The sequence below is a fragment of the Micromonospora sp. NPDC005197 genome (genome assembly GCF_040608295.1).
In the GTDB taxonomy this organism is placed as follows: Bacteria; Actinomycetota; Actinomycetes; order Mycobacteriales; family Micromonosporaceae; genus Micromonospora.
In genome coordinates this window covers 48,515-73,284 of sequence record NZ_JBEXHY010000012.1, presented here as the reverse complement: position 1 = coordinate 73,284, position 24,770 = coordinate 48,515, and the positions used below count along the sequence as shown (strand labels likewise).

The 24,770-nt window shown below is 71.5% G+C and carries 26 protein-coding genes; 12 read left to right on the top strand and 14 right to left on the bottom strand.

Going from position 1 to position 24,770, the window contains the following annotated elements; genetic code table 11:
- Positions 1-4 precede the first annotated feature (4 nt).
- The 3 genes from ABZU46_RS07435 to ABZU46_RS07425 form a co-directional block, all read right to left on the bottom strand.
- Positions 5-628, bottom strand: a complete 624-nt coding sequence (locus ABZU46_RS07435; protein WP_354855598.1) for a DUF305 domain-containing protein — start codon at positions 626-628, stop codon at positions 5-7.
- Complete coding sequence (locus ABZU46_RS07430) at positions 625-2,460, bottom strand: sigma-70 family RNA polymerase sigma factor (protein ID WP_354855597.1); 1,836 nt, start codon at positions 2,458-2,460, stop codon at positions 625-627. The genes ABZU46_RS07435 and ABZU46_RS07430 overlap by 4 nt, the downstream gene beginning before the upstream one ends.
- Positions 2,461-2,541: 81 nt before the next feature.
- On the bottom strand, positions 2,542-2,724 hold the full coding sequence (locus ABZU46_RS07425) for a hypothetical protein (protein ID WP_354855611.1): 183 nt from the start codon (positions 2,722-2,724) through the stop codon (positions 2,542-2,544).
- A gap of 317 nt (positions 2,725-3,041) precedes the next feature.
- Between ABZU46_RS07425 and ABZU46_RS07420 the strand changes: the two genes are divergently transcribed.
- Positions 3,042-3,842: an SDR family oxidoreductase gene (locus ABZU46_RS07420; protein WP_354855596.1), complete on the top strand. Its 801-nt coding sequence runs from the start codon at positions 3,042-3,044 to the stop codon at positions 3,840-3,842.
- 8 nt (positions 3,843-3,850) lie between these two features.
- Here ABZU46_RS07420 and ABZU46_RS07415 read toward each other — a convergent pair whose 3' ends face one another.
- Both ABZU46_RS07415 and ABZU46_RS07410 read right to left on the bottom strand, forming a co-directional pair.
- Complete coding sequence (locus tag ABZU46_RS07415; protein ID WP_354855595.1) at positions 3,851-4,918, bottom strand: DUF2855 family protein; 1,068 nt, start codon at positions 4,916-4,918, stop codon at positions 3,851-3,853.
- A gap of 68 nt (positions 4,919-4,986) precedes the next feature.
- Complete coding sequence (locus ABZU46_RS07410) at positions 4,987-6,201, bottom strand: PP2C family protein-serine/threonine phosphatase (RefSeq protein WP_354855594.1); 1,215 nt, start codon at positions 6,199-6,201, stop codon at positions 4,987-4,989.
- A 312-nt stretch (positions 6,202-6,513) separates the two neighbouring features.
- On the opposite strand from ABZU46_RS07410, the gene ABZU46_RS07405 reads away from it, so the two are divergent.
- Complete coding sequence (locus ABZU46_RS07405; protein ID WP_354855593.1) at positions 6,514-7,545, top strand: ice-binding family protein; 1,032 nt, start codon at positions 6,514-6,516, stop codon at positions 7,543-7,545.
- Between the two features lie 244 nt (positions 7,546-7,789).
- Entirely contained in the window at positions 7,790-8,590 is an 801-nt protein-coding gene (locus ABZU46_RS07400) for an RNA polymerase sigma factor SigF (protein WP_354855592.1), read from the top strand.
- Positions 8,591-8,663: 73 nt separating this feature from the next.
- On the opposite strand, the gene ABZU46_RS07395 is transcribed toward ABZU46_RS07400, so the two are convergent.
- The 3 genes from ABZU46_RS07395 to ABZU46_RS07385 all read right to left on the bottom strand — a co-directional run bounded on the left by ABZU46_RS07395 (position 8,664) and on the right by ABZU46_RS07385 (position 10,788).
- A complete protein-coding gene (locus ABZU46_RS07395; RefSeq protein WP_354855591.1) occupies positions 8,664-8,837 on the bottom strand; it encodes a hypothetical protein in 174 nt (57 codons plus the stop codon).
- A 283-nt stretch (positions 8,838-9,120) separates the two neighbouring features.
- A complete protein-coding gene (locus tag ABZU46_RS07390) occupies positions 9,121-10,152 on the bottom strand; it encodes a medium chain dehydrogenase/reductase family protein (protein WP_354855590.1) in 1,032 nt (343 codons plus the stop codon).
- 93 nt (positions 10,153-10,245) lie between these two features.
- Entirely contained in the window at positions 10,246-10,788 is a 543-nt protein-coding gene (locus ABZU46_RS07385) for a TetR/AcrR family transcriptional regulator (RefSeq protein WP_354855589.1), read from the bottom strand.
- Between the two features lie 83 nt (positions 10,789-10,871).
- On the opposite strand from ABZU46_RS07385, the gene ABZU46_RS07380 reads away from it, so the two are divergent.
- A complete protein-coding gene (locus tag ABZU46_RS07380; RefSeq protein ID WP_354855588.1) occupies positions 10,872-11,585 on the top strand; it encodes an oxidoreductase in 714 nt (237 codons plus the stop codon).
- A gap of 33 nt (positions 11,586-11,618) precedes the next feature.
- Here the strand turns inward: ABZU46_RS07380 and ABZU46_RS07375 are convergent, their stop codons facing one another.
- Positions 11,619-12,530, bottom strand: coding sequence for a LysR substrate-binding domain-containing protein (locus ABZU46_RS07375; protein ID WP_354855587.1), 912 nt, complete (start codon positions 12,528-12,530; stop codon positions 11,619-11,621).
- Here ABZU46_RS07375 and ABZU46_RS07370 point away from each other — a divergent pair.
- The 3 genes from ABZU46_RS07370 (at position 12,478) to ABZU46_RS07360 (ending at position 14,475) form a co-directional block, all read left to right on the top strand.
- Positions 12,478-13,440, top strand: a complete 963-nt coding sequence (locus tag ABZU46_RS07370; protein WP_354855586.1) for an NAD(P)-dependent oxidoreductase — start codon at positions 12,478-12,480, stop codon at positions 13,438-13,440. The two genes, ABZU46_RS07375 and ABZU46_RS07370, sit on opposite strands and share 53 nt — an antisense overlap.
- On the top strand, positions 13,437-13,844 hold the full coding sequence (locus tag ABZU46_RS07365) for a RidA family protein (RefSeq protein WP_354855585.1): 408 nt from the start codon (positions 13,437-13,439) through the stop codon (positions 13,842-13,844). The genes ABZU46_RS07370 and ABZU46_RS07365 overlap by 4 nt, the downstream gene beginning before the upstream one ends.
- A 151-nt stretch (positions 13,845-13,995) precedes the next feature.
- Complete coding sequence (locus tag ABZU46_RS07360; RefSeq protein WP_354855584.1) at positions 13,996-14,475, top strand: helix-turn-helix domain-containing protein; 480 nt, start codon at positions 13,996-13,998, stop codon at positions 14,473-14,475.
- Between the two features lie 57 nt (positions 14,476-14,532).
- On the opposite strand, the gene ABZU46_RS07355 is transcribed toward ABZU46_RS07360, so the two are convergent.
- Positions 14,533-15,063, bottom strand: a complete 531-nt coding sequence (locus tag ABZU46_RS07355; protein ID WP_354855583.1) for a GNAT family N-acetyltransferase — start codon at positions 15,061-15,063, stop codon at positions 14,533-14,535.
- A 141-nt stretch (positions 15,064-15,204) separates the two neighbouring features.
- Between ABZU46_RS07355 and ABZU46_RS07350 the strand changes: the two genes are divergently transcribed.
- Positions 15,205-16,086, top strand: a complete 882-nt coding sequence (locus tag ABZU46_RS07350) for an SMP-30/gluconolactonase/LRE family protein (RefSeq protein ID WP_354855582.1) — start codon at positions 15,205-15,207, stop codon at positions 16,084-16,086.
- 100 nt (positions 16,087-16,186) lie between these two features.
- Positions 16,187-17,293: an L-dopachrome tautomerase-related protein gene (locus ABZU46_RS07345; protein ID WP_354855581.1), complete on the top strand. Its 1,107-nt coding sequence runs from the start codon at positions 16,187-16,189 to the stop codon at positions 17,291-17,293.
- Between the two features lie 31 nt (positions 17,294-17,324).
- On the opposite strand, the gene ABZU46_RS07340 is transcribed toward ABZU46_RS07345, so the two are convergent.
- Positions 17,325-18,080, bottom strand: a complete 756-nt coding sequence (locus tag ABZU46_RS07340) for a dienelactone hydrolase family protein (protein ID WP_354855580.1) — start codon at positions 18,078-18,080, stop codon at positions 17,325-17,327.
- Between the two features lie 163 nt (positions 18,081-18,243).
- Here ABZU46_RS07340 and ABZU46_RS07335 point away from each other — a divergent pair, with 163 nt between their 5' ends.
- From ABZU46_RS07335 to ABZU46_RS07325, 3 genes are all read left to right on the top strand, one after another.
- A complete protein-coding gene (locus ABZU46_RS07335; RefSeq protein WP_354855579.1) occupies positions 18,244-18,654 on the top strand; it encodes a hypothetical protein in 411 nt (136 codons plus the stop codon).
- Entirely contained in the window at positions 18,651-18,815 is a 165-nt protein-coding gene (locus ABZU46_RS07330) for a hypothetical protein (RefSeq protein WP_354855578.1), read from the top strand. Before ABZU46_RS07335 ends, ABZU46_RS07330 begins: the two co-directional genes overlap by 4 nt.
- Positions 18,816-19,241: 426 nt before the next feature.
- Complete coding sequence (locus tag ABZU46_RS07325; RefSeq protein WP_354855577.1) at positions 19,242-19,661, top strand: SAV_915 family protein; 420 nt, start codon at positions 19,242-19,244, stop codon at positions 19,659-19,661.
- A gap of 427 nt (positions 19,662-20,088) precedes the next feature.
- Here ABZU46_RS07325 and ABZU46_RS07320 read toward each other — a convergent pair whose 3' ends face one another.
- The 3 genes from ABZU46_RS07320 to ABZU46_RS07310 all read right to left on the bottom strand — a co-directional run bounded on the left by ABZU46_RS07320 (position 20,089) and on the right by ABZU46_RS07310 (position 24,723).
- Complete coding sequence (locus ABZU46_RS07320) at positions 20,089-21,234, bottom strand: XRE family transcriptional regulator (protein WP_354855576.1); 1,146 nt, start codon at positions 21,232-21,234, stop codon at positions 20,089-20,091.
- A gap of 259 nt (positions 21,235-21,493) precedes the next feature.
- Positions 21,494-22,174 (bottom strand): response regulator, encoded by a 681-nt coding sequence (locus ABZU46_RS07315; RefSeq protein ID WP_354855575.1) that lies wholly within the window; start codon positions 22,172-22,174, stop codon positions 21,494-21,496.
- A complete protein-coding gene (locus tag ABZU46_RS07310; RefSeq protein WP_354855574.1) occupies positions 22,171-24,723 on the bottom strand; it encodes a DUF4118 domain-containing protein in 2,553 nt (850 codons plus the stop codon). Before ABZU46_RS07310 ends, ABZU46_RS07315 begins: the two co-directional genes overlap by 4 nt.
- Between the last annotated feature and the right edge of the window lie 47 nt (positions 24,724-24,770).

The window sequence follows — 24,770 nt, the reverse complement described above, 5'->3', positions numbered from 1 at the left end:
TCCGTCACTGCTGCTCAGCCCTCTGCCGTCCCAGAGCGTTCAGTTCGGCAGCCCGCGCCTTTTGGATCCGGCCGGCGAGGGTCTTCACCTCCGGGCTGCCTCCGGCGGTCTGTTCGCCCCGGCACAGCACGACGGTCTGCGCGAGGTGCGCCCGGATCAGACCGACGGCCCGGGACCGCACCTCGGCCTCGGGAGCGGCGCGCAGCTCGGCGAGAGCGGCCTCGGTGACCATGCCGGGCATCTGATGCCCCGCATGGATGTTCTGTTCCGGCATGTTGCCGGCGGCCAGCAGCCTGCGCAGTTCCACCGACTCGGCCCGGTGCGCCGCCCGGATGTCGCCGAGGACGGCGCGCAGCGCAGGGTCGGCGGCCGACGGACGATCGTCGAGGGCGTCGATCAACGCGAGCGCACCCTCGTTCATCGGGAGCAGCAGCTGGATGAAGGCGTCATCGGTGCCGTTGAGCAGTACCGGCGGAGTCGGCGCGGGAGCGGCTGACGCGGGCGCGGCGGTCCGGTCGGTGCGGCCCGCATCCCGGGTCAGACCGACGGCCAGCGCCGTCGCGGCCAGCGTCGCGACGACGCCGACGATCCGCCCAGCCCGCCCGGACAGCCCGGCCCGCCCGTTCAATGCGCGGCCTGGAACGCGCGGCCGATCGCTGTCGCCGTGGTGCCGTCGCTGAACAACCCGGACCGGTCCTTGTCGGTGGCGGGGAGGCCGAACCAGGCGTATCGCTGCACGTAGGAGAGTTGGCCGAGCATGCCGGCAGCCGCGGTGAGGAAGGCCGCCTGCTGCTCCTGGCTCGGAAACTGTTGACGCCCGCCGTCGTAGCGGATCAGAGCGAACTCGGTCAGCCAGATCGGCTTCTGGTACCGCTGGTGGACGGCCTGCAGGTACTGCCGGAGCTGGTTCACCGCCGCCGCGGTCGTGAAGTCGGCGCCGTACCAGTGCAGGGTGATGAAGTCCACCCGGTGACCTCGGGCCTCGGCGCCGGTCATGAACCGGTCCAGCCAACCCTGCGGGTCCGGGCCGCCCCAGGCGACCGCCGGGCTGCCCAGCCTGCTGCCCGTCGCCATCAGTTGCGGCCACAGGTCCAGGGCCTGCTCGACTGTCATGTTCGCCTGTTCGGGCAGGTCCGGCTCGTTGAAGGTGAGCAGGTACGGCCCGGCGGCTCTGGCCCGGGCCAGCTCCGCGGCGGTGACGTTCTCCGCGCTGCGGATCATGGGTACGAACGTCCCGCCGCGCGGAGTGCTGATCCCCGGGTGCTGGGTGCCCCAGGTGTAGTACCAGCCGGCCTTCGAGCTGGCCAACGCCTGGCTCGCTCCGGCGAAGTTCCACACCCCGACGCCCTTGCGCGCGGAGCTGACCGCCGCCGGTGCGACCGGGGCCTTCGACGTGGGGCGCGCGCTCGGTGACGGCGCGCTGCTCGGGGAGGCGGACGCGGAGGCGGCGGTGGTGGGCGCCGCGGGCGGCGGGACGGCCCAGGAGGGCCCGGCGGCCGGATCGTCCGGCAGCACCACCACCACCGTGGTGATCGCGAGGACCGCGGCAACCACTCCGGCGGCCAGGTAAGGAACCACACCACGGGGCGCGTGCACCGCAAGCTCGGCGACGCCCGGGGGATGCGGTCCGACGGCCGGCGCGGCGGCCGGGGGCACGGTCGCGCTCGGGACGTGGGCGCTGATGCCGGCCGGCAGTGGCAGCATCGGCATCCCGGCGAGCAGCCTGTCGATCGGCAGGAACGTGGTGCCCAGGTGCCCGCAGAACGCGCAGTCACGGATGTGTCGGGCCAGCCGCTTGCGCCACAGCGGGCTGGGAGTGCCGTCCCACTCGGCCGCCACCGCGCGCAGGTCCGGGCAGCCAGGGCGGGCACGCAGGGCGCGGACGACGCCCCGGGCGCTCTGGATCTGCTCCTTCATCCGGTGGATGCGCACCGCGACGTGTCCCGGCGACAGACTCGCGGCCTCGGCGATCTCGGCACGCGTCAGCTCGCCGGTCTCCTCCAGCCACCAGAGCGAGAGCAGTTCCTGGTCGTCCGGGTCGAGCCAGCGGGTCGCTTCGGCGACCTCACGTCGTTGGTCGGTGAGGCCGAGCCGGAGGATCGTCATCCCGGCGAAGTCGGAGGCGGGGTCGGGCACGTTGTGGATCGCGTCGAGCCCGGCGTCCCGGTTGAGGGCGATGCGGCGACGCTGGTCCCAGTCGCGCACCTGGCGGATGGTGATCGCCACGAGCCAGGACCGGTACGCCGCCGGGTCGTTGAGCGCGGGCAGGTGCCGGATCACCCGTACCAACGTCTCCTGGACCACGTCGTCGACGTCGGCGTGGCCGCGGAGCGCACGCCCGACGATGTTGTAGACCAGCGGAAGCGAGGCCGCCACGACGTCGTCGAGAGCGCGCCGGTCGCCCTGTCGAGCCGCGACGACCAGCCCGGGATCGGGTGCTGCCCGACCGGCTGACGACATGGGTCCCACTCCTCCTGCGCTCGGTCCGGTCGGCGCGCGTGCGCGCTGACCGCCTCGTGATCGGAGACGAGCGGCGGCGGGTCAGATTACGGTTTTCTCCTCCGGTCGGCCGGGCCGGTCGGCCGGCGCGCCGGACTCGGCCTCGGCCGCGAAGGGGGTACGCAGGCGGGTCATGGACGCGGCACTGACGTCCGCGGCCGGACTGCGCTCGTCGTCGACGACCCTGCCCCCCTCGATGGTGAAGGGGTTGCGGGCGGAGGTCATATCGGGCACGAGGTGCTCCAAAAGATGTGCACGGCAGCGCTCGACTCAGTCATCGGCAGCTTCGAAGCCGTGGGAGGCGGAGGGGCGGGCCCGGCGATGGGCCATCGGTGCCCGCACCCACAGCCTAGCGGCAGGGGACGACCGGCGGGTGCTGGACCAACGCCACCGGCGGATGACCAGCGGTTTCCGCCCCAGCCGAGGCGGGGCCGTGAACTGTCCGACTCACCCTGCCGGGTCGGGCCGGCACGGCTACGGTCGAGATTGCGGAAGCCGTCCCCCGACCAGGGTTCGGTGTGGTGCGAACGGACAGGACAGCCATGACGGTTCAGATCGATCTCGCCGGCAGGACCGCGCTGGTGACGGGCTCGACCCAGGGAATCGGCGCCGCCATCACGGTCGGGCTCGCCCGCGCGGGGGCCCGGGTGGCCGTGAACGGCCGTACCGCCGCCTCGGTCGAGCGCGCGGCCACGGCGCTGCGCGGCGAGGTCCCCGGCGCCGAGGTCGTCGAGGTGGACGCCGACGTGTCGACCGACGACGGTACGGCCCGCGCGCTCGACCTCCTGCCCAGCGTCGACATCCTGGTCAACAATCTCGGCGTCTTCGGCCCCACTCCGGCGCTAAAGATCTCGGACGAGGAGTGGCGTCGCTACTTCGAGGTGAACGTGCTGGCCGGCGTCCGGCTGACCCGCGCCTACCTGCCCGGGATGATGGAACGCGGTTGGGGCCGCGTGCAGTACATCGCCAGTGACTCGGCGGTCGCCATCCCCGCCGAGATGATCCACTATGGCGTCTCGAAGACGGCTCTGCTCGGCGTCTCGCGCGGGTTCGCGAAGGCCGCCGCCGGCACCGGCGTGACCGTCAACTCGGTGCTGGCCGGGCCGACCCACACCGGGGGCGTGGAGGACTTCGTGGCCGAACTCGTCGGCGACAGCCTGCCGTGGGACGAGGCGCAGCGGGAGTTCATGCGGCTGCACCGGCCGCAGTCGCTGCTCCAGCGGCTCATCGAGCCCGAGGAGATCGCCAACATGGTCGTCTACCTCGCCTCTCCGCTCGCCTCCGCGACGACGGGCGCGGCGGTCCGGGTCGACGGCGGCTACGTGGACGCGATCGTCCCGTAACGGCCGGCTCAGAGCTGGACGACGTGGCCGACCCGAGGCGGCGTACGACCGGCGAGGACGTCGAGCCACGCGTGTCGCAGTGCCTCGGGACCGTTGCCGACCCGCACGTCGAGCCACCCGCTCACCGCCGGGACGAACCGCTGCCAGGCGTCGGTGAACCGCCTGTCGAGCCCGTCGCGGCCCCAGTCCCGGCTGCGCTTGCGCATCTGCACCGGCGCGAAGAAGACCTCCCCGGCGGCGTCCGCGTTCGGCGTCTGGTTGGTGAGCCCGACCGCGATGTCCCGGACGAGCCGGTCGCCGAGGTGAGCGCGCAGCGCGGTCCGGGTCGCGGGGGCTCCGGACAGGTCGAGGTGCACGGTGGCGACCGCGTCGAGGGCGTCGATGTCGTCGTACGCGACGACGTCGTCATAGCAGCCGAGTGACCGTGTGAACGCGACGTTGCCGGGCGAGGTGAGCCCGACCAGTCGCGGGCCGCGACCGTGCAGTTCGGACGCGGCAGCGTACGCGGTCTTGCTCGACGCCGATGACAGAACGATCGACCGCGCGCCGTAGAAGTCGTTGTCGACGACCTGGTCGGCCAACATGAACGAGGTGAAGAACAGCGGCCGGAAGAGGATCAGCAGGTCCTCCTGCCCGGCCTGGTAGACCGGGTCTGAAGTGGTCGACCGGTACGCGTTGTACGGCGAGGGCAGCTCGGCCCGGTGCGGGCTCGCGTCGCGGAACCCGGACGCGTCGACCCGGTCCGGCCGGACCACCAGGTGGCCAGCGGGCGGCAGGTAACCGTAGACCCGTTGACCGACCTCGACCCCGGCAACCGCCGAGGCGAGCACGTCGGCGAAGCCCCACAGCGGCGGAAGCCCCCACTGCGGCCCGAGCCCGCGGGGGCCGGGCGGAAAGAACTCCCAGTAGCGCATCGCGTCGCCGAGCACCGCGTAGGTCACGTTGTTGGCGGTGAGGCCGACGCGGTCGACGCGCAGCAGCGCCGCGCCGTCGGGCAGCGCGGGCGCCTCGGCGTCGGCGAGCGTGGTCTGGCGGAGGTCGGCACGGGCCACGGCGAAGGTCCACGAGTCAGCCATGGTGTGACGCTAGACAGCCCCGAATTCTAAAGACAAGTGCACTGGGAGTGCAAAATCCCACTCGGCGGTCAGGGCTGGGGCGCGGTGACGTGCCGCAGGTGCCCCAACGGCAGGTGCGGGGGCTGCCACTCCAGGAACAGGGCGGTGGCGTCGTCGTCGAGCTGCTCGTCCTGGTACGCGAGGACGGCGCGCACCAGGCGGCGCATCGTCTCCGGGCTGGGCAGCCCGTCGTTGAGGGCACGGTTGACGAAGTCGACGAGCCGGTCCAGCCCGAACCGCTCCCCGTCGATGCTCTTCGCGTCGGTGATGCCATCGGTGTAGGCGAGGATGCGGTCGCCGGGGTGCAGCTCCTCCTCGTACACCTGGGGTCGTGCCTGCGACAGGTGACCCAGGCCGAGCGGCAGCGCGGTCGGCCCCGGCAGCTCCCGGATGGCCTTGCCGTCGCGCAGCAGCATGGCGCCGGGGTGCCCCGCGTTGATGATCCGGAGCCGACCGGTGCGCCGGTCCAGTTCGGCGAGCAGCGCGGTGGCGAAGTAGCTGGGGTGCTCGGAGCGCACCCACCGGTCGATGCTGATGGCCGTGTCGACGAGGTCGAGGCCGGACCGGCGGGCGTTGCGGTACGCGCTGACCGCCAGCGAGGCCAGGGTGCTCGCCTTGATGCCGTGCCCGCAGGTGTCGAAGAGCCCGAGGCTGAGCACGTCGCCGTTCAGCGCGTAGTCGAAGATGTCGCCGCCGACGTCGTAGCACGGTTCGAGGATCGCGGTGACCACCAGGTCGTCGGTCGCGAAGGTCAGCGGCGGCAGCAGCCCCCACACGATCTCGGCGGCGACCTGCATCGGCAGGCGTCGCCGCATCCGCTCGACGACATCGCCGTAGAGCCGGCGGTTCACCAGGACCTGGGCGACGTTGACCGCCAACTCCCAGGCCGGCCCGTCCAGCGCCGTGTCGGCGGCGGCCGGCGACACGACCTCCAGCACACCCAGCCGCTCGCAGCCGAGCAGCAGCGGCACCCAGAGCCGATCCGGGTTGTCGGCGGCACGCTGCACCTCGAGGGTGGTGAACGCCCGACCGGCCAGGGTCGTGTCGATCGTCAGCTCGTCCCGGGCGAGGCCGGCGCCCAGCAGGGGCACGAGACAGGACTGGTTGTAGTCGGCCAAATAGATCACGATCTCGGTGGCACCGATTGCCGGCGCGGCCCGGGTGACCAGAAGCGCCAACTCGTCCGGCCCGCCCCGGGGTGCGTTGAGCTGCAACCAACGCGCCGCGTCGCCGGCGTCGACCAAGCTCCACCTCCCGTGTCCTGACCACCGTAGAAGCCCGGCGGCGAACTGCCAACGTGCGGAGCCCGTACGAGACGAGGGACTCCCTGCAGCCGCCCGGCCCGGTGCGCCACCGAGAGGCGAATGCCGGTCAGCTGCGGCCATATTGAGCGTTAAGGGAATTTTGAGGCATTAGATGTGCAAAAGTTCAATACGTCCCATCTGCGGTTCGGAGTGCGGCTGTCAACCGCCGACTCGGCCGGCGTCCGGTGAGACGCATTCGTGAAAGGGCATATCGTGACAACCACACTATTGCGCCGACCTCGACGCGCGGTCATGTCCGCGTTGACGGCCGTCGCCGCCGGCGGAGCGGCAGTCGCCGTCCTCATCTTCAGCGGCACCGGCGCGAGCGCGGCCGAGGCGCCGGTCAACCTCGGAACGGCGGCGAACTTCTCCGTGCTGGCGGGCTCGACGGCCACCAACACCGGGCCGAGCTTCCTGGCGCAGAGCCTCGGCGTCAGCCCCGGCAACACCGCACCCGGCTTTCCGCCCGGCATCGTCGGCGGGGAGATCCACCTCGGCGACGCCGTGGCACTGCAGGCCAAGAACGATCTGACCACCGCGTACAACGACGCCGCCGGCCGGACGCCGTTCACCAACCTGCCCGCCGAGCTGGGCGGCACCACACTGACTCCGGGCGTCTACCGGATCGGCGCCGCACAGCTGACCGGGACGTTGACGCTCAACAGTCAGAACGACCCGGCGGCGGTGTTCATCTTCCAGATCGACTCCACCCTCATCACCGCCTCGAACAGCAGCGTGGTGTTCATCAACGGCGCCTCGCCCTGCAACGTCTACTGGCAGGTGGGCAGCTCGGCCACGATCGGCACCGGCACCCGCTTCATGGGCAACATCCTGGCCCAGACCTCGATCACCATGAACACCGGCGCCACCCTCCAGGGCCGCGCCCTGGCACAGACCGGGGCGGTCACCCTCGACACCAACACCATCAACGCACCCGTCTGCCTTCAGCCGACGGGAACCCCCACGTCGACCCCGACCGGGACACCGACCGGCACGCCCACCAGCACCCCGACCGGGACGCCAACCGGGACCCCGACCGGCACGCCGACCGGCACGCCGACTGGCACCCCGACCGGGCAGCCCACCGGGACACCGACCGGGCAGCCCACGGGCAGCCCGACCGGCCAGCCAACGCTGGTCCCCACCCGCACCGAGTTGCCCGTCACCGGCGGTAGGGGCGGCGGCGGCCTGCTGCCCGCCCTGACCGCGGTCGGCAGCATCGCCGTCGCCAGCGGCGCAGCCCTGCTGCTCCTTCTGCGCCGACGCCGACAGCTCGAGTCCTGAACAGGTGCCCCGGCGGCCGGTTGACCGGCCGCCGGGGCCACCCCCCAGGCGCACCATTGCAGCGCGTCTAGCTGCCCAATCTCATACTTTCGGCTAGTCATTGCTCGCACTTTCAGGTAACGTGCACACCGCACCTGAAACGACATGACGCGGCGGCGAGGCCCGTGGTTGTGGTCCTGTCGACAGCGCATCGGATTCTCTCCGGTCGTCCTGGTCGGCGGGCATACACGGAGAGGACCAGCCCATGCTCACGACTGTCGAACCCACGGTCGGCACCGCTGTCAGCCGACGGAACGCCGCCGGCACGGACGAACTGATCGTCGAGCTGGCCACCACCGCGGCCGACGACCCGCGCCGACCGGCCCTGCGGGACCGCGCCATCGAGGCGTGGTTGCCGCTCGCCCGCCATCTGGCCCGGCGCTACTCGGGTCGCGGCGCCCCCGACGAGGACCTGACGCAGACCGCGATGGTCGGCCTCATCAAGGCCGTCGACCACTTCGACGCGACCCGGGGCGTCGACTTCAGCGGGTACGCCATCCCGACCATCGTCGGCGAGATCAAGCGATACTTCCGGGATCGCACCTGGTCGGTGCGGGTGCCGCGCCGCCTTCAGGAACTCCGGCTCTCGATCAGCGCCGCCAACAGCACACTGACGCACACCCTGGGCCGCTCGCCGACGGTTGCCGACATCGCGAGCTACCTCGACGTCTCCGAGGAGACCGTGCTGGAAGGGCTGGAGGGAGCCCGGGCGTACCGGGCGACCTCACTGTCCACACCCACCGGCATCGACGGAAGCATGGAACTCGGCGACACCCTCGGGGAGCGGGACCACGAGTTCGACCTCGTCGACCTCCGCGTCGCCCTCGGCCCGGCGCTCGCCACGCTGCCCGAACGCGAACGCCGGATCCTCAGCCTGCGGTTCCACGGCAACCTGACCCAGGCCCAGATCGCCGAGCAGATCGGCGTCTCCCAGATGCACGTCTCCCGGCTGATCACGCGATCGCTGGCCACGCTGCGCGGGCACCTCTCCGAGGACTTCGCCTGATTCCACCCGACCGCCGGGGCGGACCACCTCGACCCGCCCGGGCCAGGGGCGACCGGCCCGAGCGGCACCGCCCCTACGAGGCCGGCGCGTCGGCCAGGTCGGCGGGGTCGAGATTCAGGGTGGCGAGCAGCCCGGAGTGCTTGGCCGGGTCGACCCGCTCCGGCAGCTCACGCTCGACCCAGTCGGCCCTGGCCTGCTGACCCCGATCGCGTAGCGCGCTGACGATCCGGTGCCTGGCGATCCTCATCTGGTGCTCCCCTGGTTGAGCCGCCCGAATTACGGGTGGACGGCGGTGCGAAAGCGCGGGTGGGATGCCGAGCGCTGTGCGGTGAAACCCGAACGGCGGGGACGTGGCTGGCGACAACGGCCAGCACGCCGCGGCGACGGGTGACGGCGATCGGTAATGCCCTGGCGGGCTGGTGGCGGCGACATCCTGCGGCCACCGGGGGCCCCGGGCGACATGCCCAGCCTACGCCCCGGCCAGTGCGGCTGCACGCGCACGGCATCCGGGCCCCCGGCACGCTGGCTGGTCAGGGCTCCAGCACGACCTTGCCCGGCCGGCTGCGGGCCTCGGCGAAGACCAGCGCGGCGGAGACCTCGGTGAGCGGGTAACGGGCGGCGATCTGCGGCACGATCACGCCCTGGCGGAGCAGGTCGAGCACGATGCCGAGGTCGGTACGCAGCCGACGCCGGAACGCGGCGGCGCGGGTGCGGCGGCCGGACCAGAAGTTGTAGAACCCGACCCGGTGACCGTTCGGCAGGGCGTTCCAGGTGTAGAGGCGGGCCAGCAGCTTCACGAAGACCCAGACGATCGAGCGTGCGGAGCCCAGGGCGGAGGCGTTGCCGTAGACGACCAGCTTGCCGCCGGGGGCGAGCAGCCGGTACGACGTGCGTACGCCCGGGCCGGCGACCGGGTCGAAGACGGCGTCGACGCCGCCGGGAGAAAGCGCGCGGACCCGCGCGGCCAGGTCGGGGTCGCGGTAGTCCAGCGGTTCGACGCCGAGTTCCCGCAGCGCCGTGTGGTGTCGCGGGGCGGCGGTGCCGATGACCCGCAGCCCGAGGTGGCGTCCGAGTTGAACGAGCACGGTCCCGACGCCGCCGTTCGCGCCGTGCACGAGGATCGTCTGACCGGCCCGCAGGCGGGCGCCGTGCAGCATCTGCCAGGCGGTCACCCCGTTGACGACTACGGTCTCGGCCGCGGCCGGGTCCAGGCCCGGCGGGACCGGGGTGAGGTCGTCGACGCTCACCACTGCGTGCGTGGTCCAGGCGCCGGTCTTGGTGACCGCTGCGACCCGGGTGCCGACCAGCGAGCCGTCGCCTCCCGGTCCCACCGCCCGGACGGTGCCGACGAGATCGTAGCCGGGCACGAACGGGAAGGCCGGCTGGCCGGGGTAGAGGTCGCGGCGCATGCTCTGCTCGGCGTACGAGATGCCGGTGGCCTCGACCTCGACGAGCGCCTGGCCCGCCGCGGGAACGGGCATGGCGCGTCGGTTGACCTGGAGCCCGTCCGGCTCCACCACGCCGGGCAGCACCACTTCGGTGATCATCTCGTCGGTTGTCATCGCGTTCTCCCTGTTTGTAAGTGTGCACTCACACACATGTTGGGTGGAAAAAGTGGGCCGCCAGGAAGCGGCCCGGTGGTGCGGTCGTCGGGATCAGGGGTGGCGGATGCCTGCGGTCAGCGCACGAGCCCACGGCTCGGGCACCTGCTCCAGGCCGGCGGTCACGATCAGGTGGCAGAGCTGGCCGTACGCGAAGAACTGCTGGACCTGCGCGTCGCTGGCGCCGGACCGACTCCCCACGAAGGTGGCGACCTGCCGGTAGCCGGCGCGCACCGCCTCGGCGATCTCGGGGACGTCCGTGACGGCCTGCGCCTGCACCTGGAACAGCAGGAGATCACGGTCGGCGATCAGCTCGGCGTAGGCGTCGCCCATCGCCTCCAACACCTCCTCCGGTCCGGCGCCTCCGGCACGCTCCGCCCCGGCCTTTAGCGCCACGACGATCCGCTCGAAGCACGCCCCGGCGGCCGCCACGAACAGCCCGAGCTTTCCGGCGAAGAGCCGGAAGACGTACGCCTCGGAGATGCCGGCGGCGGCCGCCACGGCGGTGACCGGGGTGGCGTGGAAGCCGGTGCGCGCGAACGCCGACACGGCGGCGTTCAGAACGGTGGCCCGGCGGGCCTCAGCGGTGGATCGCATGTTTGTGAGTGGGCACTCACAAACGTCTTTGGTCAAGCCCGCCGATCACGGCGCGATGCGCAGGGCCCGGATCTGGCTGTCCGGTGACTGGCTGTGTCACTACCAGGAACACCTACTTCTACGGCCCGGTGGTGATGAACGAGCTGATCCGCGAGGCACTGCACCCGTACCCCGAGGATCTGCACCTGGTCACCAAGGTCGGCGCGCGACGCGGCGCCGACCGTTCCTGGATCCCGGCGCTGGAGCCGGACGAGCTGAAGGCCCAGGTCCGGGACAACCTCCAACACCTCGGTCTGGACGTCCTCGACGTGGTCAACCTGCGGGTGGGCGTGGCGGAGGGCACCGGCGACGATCCCCTGTCCGAGCAGTTCGGCGCCCTCGCCGAGTTGCGGCAGGAGGGGCTGATCCGGCACCTCGGGCTCAGCAACGTCACGCTCGACCAGCTCACCGAGGCCCAGGCCATCGCCCCGGTGGTCACGGTGCAGAACCTCTACAACCTCGCCAACCGGCAGGACGACGCCCTGGTGGACCGGTGCGCGGCGGAGAACATCGCGTTCGCGGCGTTCTTCCCGCTCGGCGGGTTCACGCCGTTGCAGTCCGACATCCTCAACGACGTGGCCGCCCGGGTGGGCGCCTCGCCACAGCAGGTCGCCCTGGCCTGGCTGCTGCAGCGCTCCCCCACCACCGTGCTGATCCCGGGCACGTCGACGCTGGCACACCTGCGGGAGAACCTCGCCGCGGCCGACCTGACGCTGCCGGCCGACGCGATCGCGGAACTCGACACCATCGGCGGGTGACGCCGGACGCGGACCGTCGTGCGGCGGTCCGCGTCACCCGCCCGCCTCGCTCAGGCCCGCCCCCGCCGCCCGGTCCAGATGAGTGAGGAACCGCCGCACCGCCGGTGGTCGGCTCCGCCCGGCGACTGTCGCGGCGAAGATCCGCCGGACGGAGGCGTCGTCGGGGTGCAGGCGGAGCAGGGTCAGGTCGGATGGAGCGGCGCGTACGGCCAGGGCCGGCACCAGCGCGACGCCGAGACCGGCCGCGACACAGCCCAGCTTGCCGGTCCACTCGGCCGCGACAATGTCGATCCGCGGGCGAAAACCCGCCGGCAGGGTCGCTCGCAGCAGAGTCTCCTCGGCGGTCGCCGAGCCGGCGATGAACGACTCGTCGGCCAGGTCGCGCAGGCGGATGGTCCGCCGGTGGGCGAGCCGATGCGCCCGCGGTACGGCCACCAGAAGCGTCTCGTCGACGAGGTGGTGCAGGTCGAACTGGTCGCGGTCGAGCGGCTGGTCCGACGCGGCGCTCACCACGGCGACGTCGGCTTCACCGTCGACCAGGCGCTCCAGCAGCTTCGGTGTGAGCCCTTCGACAAGCGACAGGGCCACCTCGGGATGGTCGGACTTGAAGCTGGCCAGAGCACGTGGCACAAGCGCGGCGACCGCCGTGGGGAACGCGCCGACCCGCAACCGCCCGGCGGACAGGTCGCGCAGCGCCGCCAGGTCCCGCCGGGCGGTGTCCAGCCGGTCGAGCACCGCCTCGGCGTGGCCGAGCAGGCAACGGCCCTGCTCGGTCAGGGCGACACCGCGCGGCAGCCGGTCCAGCAACGGCGACCCGGTCTCGGCTTCCAGCGCGGCGATCTGTCGGGACACCGCCGACTGGGTGTAGCGCAGGCTGCGGGCCGCAGCCGTGATGGAGCCGTGCTCGGCGACGGCACGAAAGACCTGGAGCGCGTTCAGCTGCATCGTGACATGCTCCCGCAGCATGGCAGCGATGCATAAGAGTCGTTGGTGGCATGGCTTCCCGTCCCCTAGCCTTGCCGACATGTTCGAGATCGCTCTGTTGGGTACGGGCACGATGGGCACCGCGATCGGCCGTCGACTGCTGGCCACCGGGCATCGGCTCACCGTCTGGAATCGCACGTCCGAACGCACGGTGCCGCTCGTCGACGCCGGAGCGCGAGTCGCCGGCAGCCCAGCCGAGGCGGTCCGCGACGCCGACGTGGTGATCACCATGCTCACCGACGCGGTCGCCGTTCGGCACACGTTGGTCGACTCGGGTGCGGCACTGGCGCTGCGGCCGGGCACCCCCGTGATCGAGATGTCCACCATCGGTCCCCGGGCCGTGGCCGAACTGGCCACGCTGCTGCCGGCGGGAGTACCACTGGTCGACGCCCCGGTCGCCGGCAGTGCCGGCGCTGCCGAGACGGGCCAGCTCGTGGTGTTGGCCGGCGGGGAGAAGACGATCGTCGACCGGGTCGCCCCGCTGCTGGAGACGCTGGGTACGGTCCGCCGCTGCGGCGACTCCGGTCGGGGCGCCGCGTTGAAGCTGGTGCTCAACACCGCGCTGATCACCGCGGTCACCGCGGTCGCGGACGCCCTCGCCGTCGCGGACGCCGTCGGCGTCGACCGACGTACCGCGATTGATGCACTTGGCACCGGGCCGCTCGGCGGCGCGGTCGCCCGGGCGCCCGCCACGGACGCCGCGTTCGCCGCCGCCCTGGCCGCCAAGGACGCCCGGCTCGCCCTCGACGTGCTCGGCGACGCGCCGGCGCCCCTGCTGCGCGCCGCCGCGTCGGCGTTGGCGGCCGCGCCCCATCCGGAGGGCGACATCGCCCGTCTCGCTGACAGCGCCGCACCGGAGGAGCAGAAGTGAACCTGACCCTGGACAATCCGACGACCGTCGCCGCGCCGTTCGGCGACCGGTTCGCGCACGTCGCCCGCCTCGACCTGCCAGGGGGCGCGTTGCTGATGCTCTCCGGTCAGGTTGGTGTGGACGACGCCGGCGCGGTGGTCGCACCCGGCGACGTGCGAACGCAGTCAGAACGGATCTTCGAGTTGATCGGAGCGCTGCTCGCGGCGCACGGCGCCACCTTCGCCGACGTGCTGCACGTCCGGACGTTCCTGACCGACCTCGGCGACCTGGCCGGCTATGCCGACGTCCGCAACCGCCATTTCGGGCAGACCAGGCCCGCCAGCACCACAGTCGAGGTGAGCCGGCTCTTTCTCGACGGCGCGGTGCTGGAGGTCGAGGTCACCGCGGCCGTGACCACGGGTTGACCGCGATCGGCTGATTTCAGTGGTGATCGGCGCAGTCGGCGCTCCGGCCTCAGTGCTGGTGGGGGCGGCGCTGGCTTGCATTTGCAGAAGCCAGCAGTGCCCCAGTGAATCACCTGGCTAGCTTCGGCGCAAGCCAGGTAGAGTGGGCGGCATGGAGGACCTACGGGACAACCGCGAATCCTGGTCGATGGAGAACTGCTCCGTCGCACGGGCGATGGACATCGTGGGCAGCCGTTCGACGATCCTGATCATGCGCGAGGCACTGCTCGGCACGCGCCGTTTCGACGACTTCGTCCGCCGGGTCGGAATCGGCGAGCCCGCCATGGCGGCCCGCCTCAAGGAGATGGTCGCCGCCGGGCTGCTCGAACGGATCCCGTACCGGGAGCCGGGACAGCGCACCCGCCACGAGTACCACCTCACCCGCAAGGGTCACGAACTGCTGCCGGTCATCACCGCGCTGCGCAACTGGGGCGACACCTGGAGCGCCGACGAAGCCGGCCCTGGCATCCTCGCCACCCACCACGACTGCGGCGAACCGGTCCGTGCGGTGCTCCGCTGCGCAGCCGGGCACGACATCGAGAGCGGCGACATCGACATCACCGCCGGGCCAGGGCTGATCCGCCGCGACTGACACCCCCGGCCAGGCGACCGACACCTGGGGGCGCGTCGGGGGCCGGCGACGTGCCGGTCAGTCGACCCGCTGGGCCAGCACCTGCCCCGGCCAGGCTCCCGCGCGGAAGGTCTCGGTGCGGGTGAACCCGTGGCGTTCGTAGAAGGCCACCAACTCGCCGCCGCCGCCCGCCCAGCAGTCGACCCGGAGCAACCGCACGCCGGCGCGCCGGGTTTCCTGCACGGCGTGCGCCAGCAGGGCCGAACCGAGGTGTCGACCGGCGAATCGTCGGTCGGAGACCAGGAGCCGGACGTACCGCTCGGGCTCTTCCGCGGGACTGACCGGTGTCTGCGGATGAGGCCCGGAGTCCAACACCAGGGCGCCGGCTGGCGTTCCGTCCAGTTCCGCGATGTACGGAAGGTTCTCGGTCAGGTACCGATCGACCAGCTCGACCCCTCCGGGCTTCTCCGAGAACGGTGTCGTGCCCCACTGCTCGGTGTTGCCCCGCGCGTTCATCCAGGTCACCGCGGAGTCGAGCATGGTCAGTACGGCGGCTGCGTCAGCCGGGCCACCGCGTCTGATCCGTATGCCGCGAGTGGTGTCGTCCATGGCGGAACTGTAATCGTGGCGGTGGCCGCCAGCGGTCGCCGCCCGGGGCGACTGGGAGGGCCTGCCCGACCGGGCTGAGTTGGCGCTGCTCGACCACGGCCCCGGCGGTACGGTCCGCTGACGATCCTTTTAAGGAGCACCATGGAGCTGACCGAGCCGACCGTCTGGAGCACCGACCGGCTGGAGTTGGGTGAGGGCCTGCGCTGGGTCGACGACCGGCTGGTCCTGGTCGACCTGCTCGCCGGGCGACTGTTGGAGACCGACGGCGACGCCCCGACCCCGCTGCGGGAGCTGCGCCGCCTGGACGTGCCGCTCGGCGCGGTCGCCCCGGTAGTCGACCGACCGGGCGAATGGCTAGCCGCCGCCGGGACCGGCGTCACCCTGCTCCCCGCCACCGGCGATCCCCGACCGCTCGCCGAGCTGGTCGACGACGCGCCCGAGCCGACCCGGATGAACGACGCGGTCGCCGACCCGCACGGCCGTTTCTGGGCCGGCAGCATGACGTACGCGATGGTGCCTGGCGGCGGCACGTTGTTCCGCCTCGCCCCGGGCGCCGAGCCGGTCCCCGCGGTGACCGGGCTGACCATCCCGAACGGGCCGGCGTTCGACGCGACCGGCACCACCATGTACCTGGCCGACACGCCCCGCGGCGAGATCGACCGGTTCACCGTCGACCCCGCCACCGGTGCCCTGCACGGGCGGGAGCCGTTCCTGCGGCTGTCCCCCGCCGACGGCGGCCCGGACGGCATGACGCTCGACGCGGCCGGCCACCTCTGGATCGCGCTGTGGGGCGGCTCCGCGGTACGCCGCTACCGGCCCGACGGCACCCTCGACCGGGAGATCCGGCTGCCGGCCAGGCAACCGGCCGGCATCTGCCTGGGCGGCCCCGACCTGCGGCGACTCTTCATCGGCACCGCCCGCGTGGGGCTGGACGCGGCGGGCCCGCAGGACGGCGCGCTGCTCGCGGTGGACGTCCCGGTGCCCGGTCTGCCCGCCGCGAGGGTCGGCGCACCAGTGAGCTGATCGGAGGCATGTCGGACGCCCGGGCGGGAACAACCGCACCCGAGTGCGGTGACAGCCGACCGGTGGGGAGCGAGCCGATGAGCACCGTGGGGTGGACGTCATGAACGGGCCGGTCGGCGACGAGCCGCTCGGCGAGCTGGAGCTGGTACACACGTTCACCGGGCCGATGCCGACCGGGGTGAGCGTCTCGCACCGGGGCCGGATCTTCGTCAACTTCCCCAAGTGGGGTGACGAGGTGCCGGCCACCGTCGTCGAGGTGCGCGACGGTCGGGAGGTGCCCTACCCCGACCAGGCGTGGAACGACCCGTCCGGCGACGACGACGCGGGCGCGTTCGTGTCGGTGCAGAGCATCGTGGTGGACCCGGTCGACCGGCTCTGGGTGCTGGACACCGGCAGCCCGATGTTCCAGCCCACGAAGCCGGGCGGCCCGAAGCTGGTCCGGGTCGACCTGGACACCGACACGGTCGCCCAGGTGATCACCTTTCCGGCGGACGTGGCGCTGCCGACGACGTACCTCAACGACATCCGTTTCGACCTGCGGCGGGGCGAGTCGGGGGTCGTCTACATCACCGACTCCGCGTTCGCCGGGCCGAACGGGATCATCGTGGTGGACCTGGCCAGCGGGGCCTCCTGGCGGCGGCTGCACGACCACCCGTCCACCAAGGCGGAGCCACTGACGTCGTTCCGTCCGGTGGTCGAGGGCCGGCCGTTCCTGGAACGGCCGGCCGACGGGCCGCCGAAGCCGGTGGGCATGGGCTCCGACGGCATCGCCATCTCCGCCGACGGCACCCGGCTCTACTACTGCCCGCTGGCGTCCCGACGCCTGCACAGCGTCTCCACCGAGGCGCTGGCCGACCCGTCGGCCACCCAGGAGGCGGTCGCCGCGACCGTGGTCGACGAGGGCGACAAGGGCACCGCCTCGGACGGGTTGGAGAGCGACGACGCGGGGCGGCTCTACCTCACCGCGTACGAGCACAACGCGGTGCTGCGACGACTGCCGGACGGCGAGTACGAGACGCTGGTGCACGACCCGCGGCTGCTCTGGCCGGACACCATGTCGGTGGCCGCCGACGGGCACCTCTACGTGACCGCCAACCAACTGCACCGGCAGCCGCGGTACCAGCGGGGCCAGGACCTGCGACGCAAGCCGTACGCGCTGTTCCGCACCCGCATCGACGCCGGCCCGGTGCTGCTGCGCCGCGGGTAGGCATGCCCACCCGGGCGGCGGGTAGGCCGCGTCAGCTCGCCGGCAGGGTACGGTCCAGCAGGTCGAACAGGGCCGCCCAGTGCCGCTCGGTGGCCTGCTCGTCGTACGCCGGGGTGTCGGCCATGGTGTAGCCGTGGTGCGCGCCCGCGTACACCTCGGAGCGGTAGCGCACCCCGGCGGCGTCGAGCGCCTTCTCCAGCGTGGCGATCTGCTCGGGCGTCATGGACTGGTCGGCGTCGGCGTGGCCGAAGTACACCTCGCCGGTGATCGAGCCGACGCCCAGGTGTGGGCTGTCCGGCGCGTCGGTGACGATCCGCCCGCCGTGGAAGCTCGCCATCGCGGTGATCCGGTCCGGGTGCGCCTCGATGGCCCGGAGCGCGTTGGTGCCGCCCATGCAGTAGCCGGTGATGGCGACCGGGCCCGGCCGGACGTCGTCGCGGGCGGCCAGGTAGTCGAGGTACGCGGCGCTGTCCCGGCTGATCACGTCGGGGGTCAACGCGCCGACCAGCGGCATGATCTTCTCGAAGAGCGCGCCGCGCTGGTCCGCCTCACCGAGTCGGGACAGGTCGAACAGCGGCGCCCGGCCGGCCCGGTAGAACAGGTGCGGCGTCAGCACCAGGTAGCCGCGTTCGGCGATCCGCTCCGCCATCTCCACGAGGCGGGGCCGAGGCCCGAAGGCGTCCATGAACAGCAGCACCGCCGGAAACGGGCCGTCCCCGTCCGGGCGGGTGAGGCTTGCGTCCGCGATCCCATCGCCGGTCGGGATGTCCACCGTCGTCGTCTGCACCGAGCCTCCTCGTACGCCGATCTTGGTCCGTCTGGCACGTTACTCGCCGCGCCGGCGTGCCCGGCCGGCAGCCGCGTGAACGTGGCGTCAAGAAATGGCTGTGGCCCGTCGAAACGGCGTATCGACGGGAGCCCCGCCGTCCCGCGGTGGTGACGATGGGTCCATGAGTCCTTGGCGGATGACACGCTGGGAGCGCGGCGACCTGCCACCCGGCACCGACACAGCCAGCGAATCCGGCGAGCCCGCGAACAGAAGGGACGAGCCGGAGCGGCGGCACGAGGCGCTGGTCAGCGTCCGGCTCGGCCCGTCGGCGCCCGGCAGTCACCTGGTGGAGTACCTGCGGCACGAGCCGTGCGCCGTCGCGGCGTGGTGGATCGCCGCCGACGTCGACGCCGTGGTCCGCCTCTCCGCCGACAGCATCACCGTGCTGCACCGCGCCGTGGCCGATCTGCGCCTGCGTGCCGGAGTGGAGGTGGCCGAGGCCAACTACATCCTCCGCGCGCTCGACCTGACCACGCCGGCCGACCCGCGTACCGCGACGGACTCCCCGGCCTGGGTGGTGTCCGCCGCATGAGCCGCCCCACCGGTGCCCACCGGATCGTGGTGGGAGTCGACCGCTCGTTCGCCGGGATGCAGGCGCTGCGCCGGGCGACGCAGCTGGCCGCCGCGACGGCGCGCAGCTGGACGCCGTCCGCGCGTGGGTCTTCGCGCCGACGTGGCGGCCCGGCACCCTGACCTGGCGCTGGCAGGACGAGTGCGACCGGGCGGCGCTGGTCTACCTGCGCGGCGTCTTCGACGCGGCACTCGGTGGCATGCCCCGGGATGTGACCGTGCGACTGGTGGCGACCCAGGGGTACGCCGGGCAGGTGCTTGTCGACCACGCGCACCGGGAGTCCGATCTGCTGGTCGTCGGCAGCCCGGTTCGGCCGGTCCCGTGGCCACGTCACCCGGTACTGCGTGACGCGTGCGGCCGTGCCGGTCGTCGCGGTGCCCGCCCCGAGCTGGGCGCGGGCCGCGACGATCCGCCGCTTCGCCCGCGACCTCGAACGATTCAGTCGATGACCGATGCCGTGGCGGCACCGCCGGTGACCGCCGCTTCCACGACACATGTGAAGGACCGACCCGACCATGGACGAGGCCCCGATAATCTTCGCCGTTCCGGTGCACGACCTGCCGGGACGGCTGGTGCGGACGGTGCGGACCGGCCGTTCGCCGCAGGGGCAACGGGTGGGCATCGCCTTCACCCGGCCGGAGCTGCTGGTCGCCGCGATGGGTGCGGATCAGCCATGGGAAGAGCTGTGCGAACCCGCACTGCGCGGCATGCTGCGCCCGCTCGGCATCGACCGGATCCAGGTCGACCCGCTGCTGGTGGCGCCGCCGCTCGACCCGAGCAGCGGCGACCGGGCCGCGCCGATCGTGCCGGCCCGCGCGGTGTCGAATCTGTATCCCCGGCCGATCCGGACCGATCAGCTTGGGCACACCGACATGTGGCTCTCAGGGACTCGAACGCCTCGCCCTGCCGAACGCATTTGCTTAATCAACTCAAATGCCGCCGGACACCCGATCTCACCCTGCGAGTGACACTCCTCCAAGACCCTTCGGGTGTCGATTGCCGTTATGCCGCGACGGATTGCGAAGTCGAATGCAAACTGGTCGTCAGTTATCAGAATCCCCGAAACGTCGGCATAGCCTAATTGGTATATCAGCTCGGCTTCGCCGAGATGTTGCATCGGTTCGCCGGGCTGCCCACCCAAACCTCTCCTTATGTTGTCAATCTCCCTTAAGGAACTGACCGACCCGCCAATTTCTACAGGTTCACCGAGCCAGCTCGCATCTAGGACGCGCTGCAGATAGGGGCTTCCCGACACGCCGCGCTGAATCTCGAATTTAACGGTTTCGGTCCAACTGGCCCGATAGCCGTACCTTTCCTCGAGTAGGTCGAGGCGGTCAACGGCAGCGAAGTTTGATAATGAACATGCATCGAACCAGGCTCGGCCAAGCTGAACGCTCACAGGGCCGGCTCCATCGAATCTAAACTCTCCGCCCGCCTGACATTGCTAGGGGGCATGAGCTCTTCTAGCAACTGATGGGGAGAGACGCGGAGGAGACTAGCTAGCGGCCGGACACTAATCTTGCCCTGCACGTACCCTTGAATAGCCCGATACAATAGATTTCCCGGTGCCCTCCGGTCCCCTCGCGCCTGAAGATCGCTAGTTCGACCACTTCGTAGGGCAATGCGCCCGGAAGACATACGCCTCATCCTGTCACGACCCTCGGCGTTAACGATGCCGATGTTGTGCAGGCGAAATGCCAGGGCGTCTAAGCTAACCCCGTAAGTGCCGAGCAGCTCCGCCACGGCACCTTCATCTATTAGAGCCCGCGGAACCTCCGCCCGAAGAGCCCGAGCAGGCATTAAGAACGAAGCAGCGAAAGAATTGGCACGCTCCTCATCAGGAAGCCTTCTTCCGAGCACGCTTTCATCGATTCGCAGATCCTGCGAATCGCCAGCGATCAAGTGACCCACCTCATGCGCCAATGTAAATCGCTGGCGAGTGCCAGAGATGCCACTGCTCACGAGAGCCAGGCAAAACCCATCAGTGGAGACGCTTAGACCGTCAAGACCAGCAGGCAAGGGCTCGAAGGCTACATCAATTCCAAGCGTTCGCTCAAGCAGATCAGCGAATTTTGCAAGGTCATACGGAAGATGGTCGTCGTCGCACCCCATTTCGCGGCGGACTCTAATCGCAAGTTCCTCGCCCTGCTGGTGAGGACTTCCAGCTAAGTCGCCGAATGAGGGCAGCGCAACAGCGGACGGGAAGCCGACATCCGATAACAGGCGGTCCAATTCAAGAATTTCGTCCGTGCGCTCGAGGGCCGACTTGAGAGCCGGACTCGTTGCCGGTTGCGCCCTCGCGGCCAGCAGCACGGGAGCTCGTTGCTCCTCTTCCTCCGCGAGCAGCGACTGGACGGTAACGCCCAGCTTTTCGGCTATTAGCGCCACTTCCAAAGACTTGAAGTTGCGCTGACATGTGAGGGCGCGTGATAACGCCGAGGGATCTAGGCCGACGGACTCAGCAAGCTTCTGCTGACTGAGTCCGGCCCGCTGCATCCCAGCTCGAATGCGGGTGGCAAGGGTCTCACGGCTGGCTGGCATGCCAACAGCCTAATGAGATCTTGCGAAAATCGCAAGGATACAGGCCAGGCATTGCGGACACAAGGGGCGGGCTTCCGAGACCGTTGCAGTGGTGTCCGAGATCATAAAATCATCGCTAGCGCGGTACAGACAGCTCAGGCGCATCGAGGGGTGGCGCGGCCCCTTGAGTTCCGTAGCTTCGCCAGTGCTGATGTCTCCGAGTAATGCCGCACCTAGGTAAGCAAAGCCTTGGCAGAACAGGGCGCGACAGCGCTGGTGGTCACGGCCGGTAGCGGTAGCCCATCCCCGGCTCGGTGATGAGGTGGCGGGGCCGAGCGGGGTCGTCCTCCAGCTTGCGTCGCAGCTGGGCCAGGTACTGCCGCAGGTAGTTGGTCTCGTTCTGGTATTCCGGCCCCCACACGTCCTGGAGGAGCTGGCGCTGGCTGACCAGTTTGCCGGGGTGGCGCAGCAGCTTCTCCAGCACGCTCCACTGCGTGGGGGTGAGTTTGACCTCGGTGTCGTCGTCGCGCCACACGCGGTGGTCGGCCAGGTCGACGGTGTGCCGGCCGATCCGCAGCGCCGGCACGGCCTCGCTGGGCGCGCCGAGCCGCCGGGTCACCGCGCGGATGCGGGCCAGCAGCTCCTCCACCCCGAACGGCTTGGTGACGTAGTCGTCCGCGCCCGCGTCGAGCGCGGCGACCTTGTCCTCGCTGCCGGCCCGGCCGGAGAGCACGATGATCGGCACGGCGGTCCAGCCGCGCAGGCCGCGGATCACCTCGACGCCGTCGATGTCGGGCAGGCCGAGGTCGAGGACCACGAGGTCGGGCGGGTGGCTCGCGGCGGCCTTCAACGCGGCGGCCCCGGTCGCGGCGACGTCCACGTCGTACCGGCGGGCACGCAGGTTGATCCGCAGGGCCCGCAGGATCTGCGGTTCGTCGTCGACGACCAGGATGCGCGTCATTCCTGCGGCTCCTCCGGGCTGCTCTGCGCGGCGGCGGGCAGCCGCAGCACCATGGTGAGCCCACCGCCGGGCGTGGTCTCGGGGGTGATGCTGCCACCCATCGCCTCGGCCAGCCCCCGGGACAGGGCGAGCCCGAGGCCGACGCCGGTCTGGTTGTCCCGGTCGCCGAGGCGTTGGAACGGCAGGAAGACGTGCTCCCACTGGTCCTCCGGGATGCCCGGCCCCCGGTCGATGACCCGCAGCTCCACCTGGCCGGCGTGCGCGCTCGCGGTGACGGTGGGCGGCTGGTCGGGCGGGCTGTAGCGCAGCGCGTTGGCGATGACGTTGACGAGCACCCGTTCCAGCAGGCCCGGGTCGGCGGTGGCCGCGGGCAGGTCGGCCGGGATGTCCGTGGCGACAGTCGCGGCCGCCGGGCCAAGTTCGTCCAACGCGAGGGGTACGGCGTCCTCCAGGCCGATCGCGGTGGCGGAGATGCCCAGCACGCCGGCCTGCAGGCGGCTCATGTCCAGCAGGTTGCCGACCAGCCGGGCGAGCCGGTCCAGCGACTCCTCCGCGGTCTCCAGCAGCTCCTCGCGGTCGGCCTCGTCGAACTCGATGTCGTGGCTGCGCAGGCTGGTCACGGCCGCCTTCGCCGAGGCCAGCGGCGTACGCAGGTCGTGGCTGACCGCGGCGAGCAGCGCGGTGCGCATCCGGTCGGCGGCGGCGAGCGGCCGCGCGGTGGCGGCCTCCTCGGCGAGCCGTTCCTGGCGCAGCGCGACGGCGGCCTGGGCGGCGAACGCCTCGACGATCCGCCGGTCGGCGGCCTCCAGGCGCCGGCCGCTGAGCACGACGGTGATCCGGTCGTCGACGGGTACTGCCGTCTCGCCGCCGTCGGGCGTGCAGGCGGGCTGGTCGCCGACGCTGGCGACGACGCACCAGGCGTGCTCCTCGCGGGACCGGTCGGGGCGGCCGCTCGCCTCCTCGGCCAGCTCCAGCACGCTCACCGCGCGCAGCCCGAAGGTCTCCCGGAGCTGGTCCAGCAGGGCGGGCAGGGGACGTTCGCCGCGCAGCACGCCACCGGCGACGGCGGCGAGGGTCTGCGCGTCGGCGGCGGCCCGCGCGGCCTCCCGCGTACGCCGGGCGGCCACGTCGACGATCCAGCTCACGGCAAGCGCCACACCGACGAAGACGGCCAGGGCGAGCAGGTTGTCGGCCTCGGCGATGGTCAGTGTGCGGTACGGCGGGGTGAAGAACCAGTTGAGCAGCAGCGACCCACCGAGCGCGGCGATCAGCGCCGGCCACACCCCGCCGACCAGCGCTACCCCGACGACCCCGGCGAGGAACAGCAGAATGTCGTTGGTCAGCGTCAGGTCGGGCAGAGCCTCAAGCAGCAGGGTGAGCAACGGCATGCCGAGCACGGCCAGGCCGAAGCCGAGCAGCCGGCGGCGGCGGGACAGCGCCGCCGGCACGGCCGCCGCCCGACGGCCCTTGCCGGCCTGCTTGTGGGTGACCAGGTGCACGTCGATCGAGCCGGAGAGCGCGGTGGTGGTCAGCCCGACGCCCCGGGCGAAGATCTGCGCGAGGCGGCCCCGCCGGCTGGCCCCGAGCACCAGCTGGGTGGCGTTCACGCCCTGGGCGAAGTCGAGCAGCGCGGCCGGCACGTCGGTGCCGAGCACCTGGTGGTACGTGCCGCCGAGGCTCTCGACGAGCACCCGCTGGCGGGCCAGCTGGGCGGGATCGGCGCCGGCCAGACCGTCGCTGCGGGCCACGTGCACGGCGAGCAGGTCGGCGCCCTTGCTGCGGGCCGCGACCCGGGCCGCCCGGCGGATCAGCGTCTCGCCCTCCGGGCCGCCGGTCAGCGCCACCACGACGCGTTCGCGGGCCTCCCAGGTGGCGGCGATGCCCTGCTGGCTGCGGTAGCGGTCGAGCTGCTCGTCGACCTTGTCGGCCAGCCAGAGCAGCGCCAGCTCGCGCAGCGCGGTGAGGTTGCCGACCCGGAAGTAGTTGCCCAGCGCGGCGTCGATCTTGTCGGGTCGGTAGATGTTGCCGTGCGCCATCCGCCGGCGCAGCGCCTCCGGGGTCATGTCGACAAGCTCGACCTGCTCGGCGGCGCGGACGATCTCGTCGGGCACGGTTTCCCGCTGGGTGGTGCCGGTGATCTGCGCGACGACGTCGTTCACGGATTCCAGGTGCTGCACGTTGACCGTGGACAGCACGTCGATCCCCGCGTCCAGCAGCTCCTGGACGTCCTGCCAGCGCTTGTCGTGCCGGGAGCCGGGCACGTTGGTGTGCGCCAGCTCGTCGACCACCGCGATCTCCGGCCGGCGGGCCAGCACGGCGTCCACGTCCATCTCGGTGAACTCGACGCCCCGGTAGGTCATCGCGCGGCGGGGGACCTGCTCCAGGTCGCCGATCATCGCGGCGGTGTGCGGGCGGCCGTGGGTCTCCACGAAACCGATCACCACGTCGGTGCCGCGCGCGGCCCGCCGCTGGGCCTCCTCCAACATGGCGTACGTCTTGCCGACGCCGGGGGCGGCCCCGAGATAGATGCGCAGTTCTCCGCGTGGCACGGGGACCATCCTCCCTGGTCAGATCGGCGGGCGGGGCCGCGCCCGGT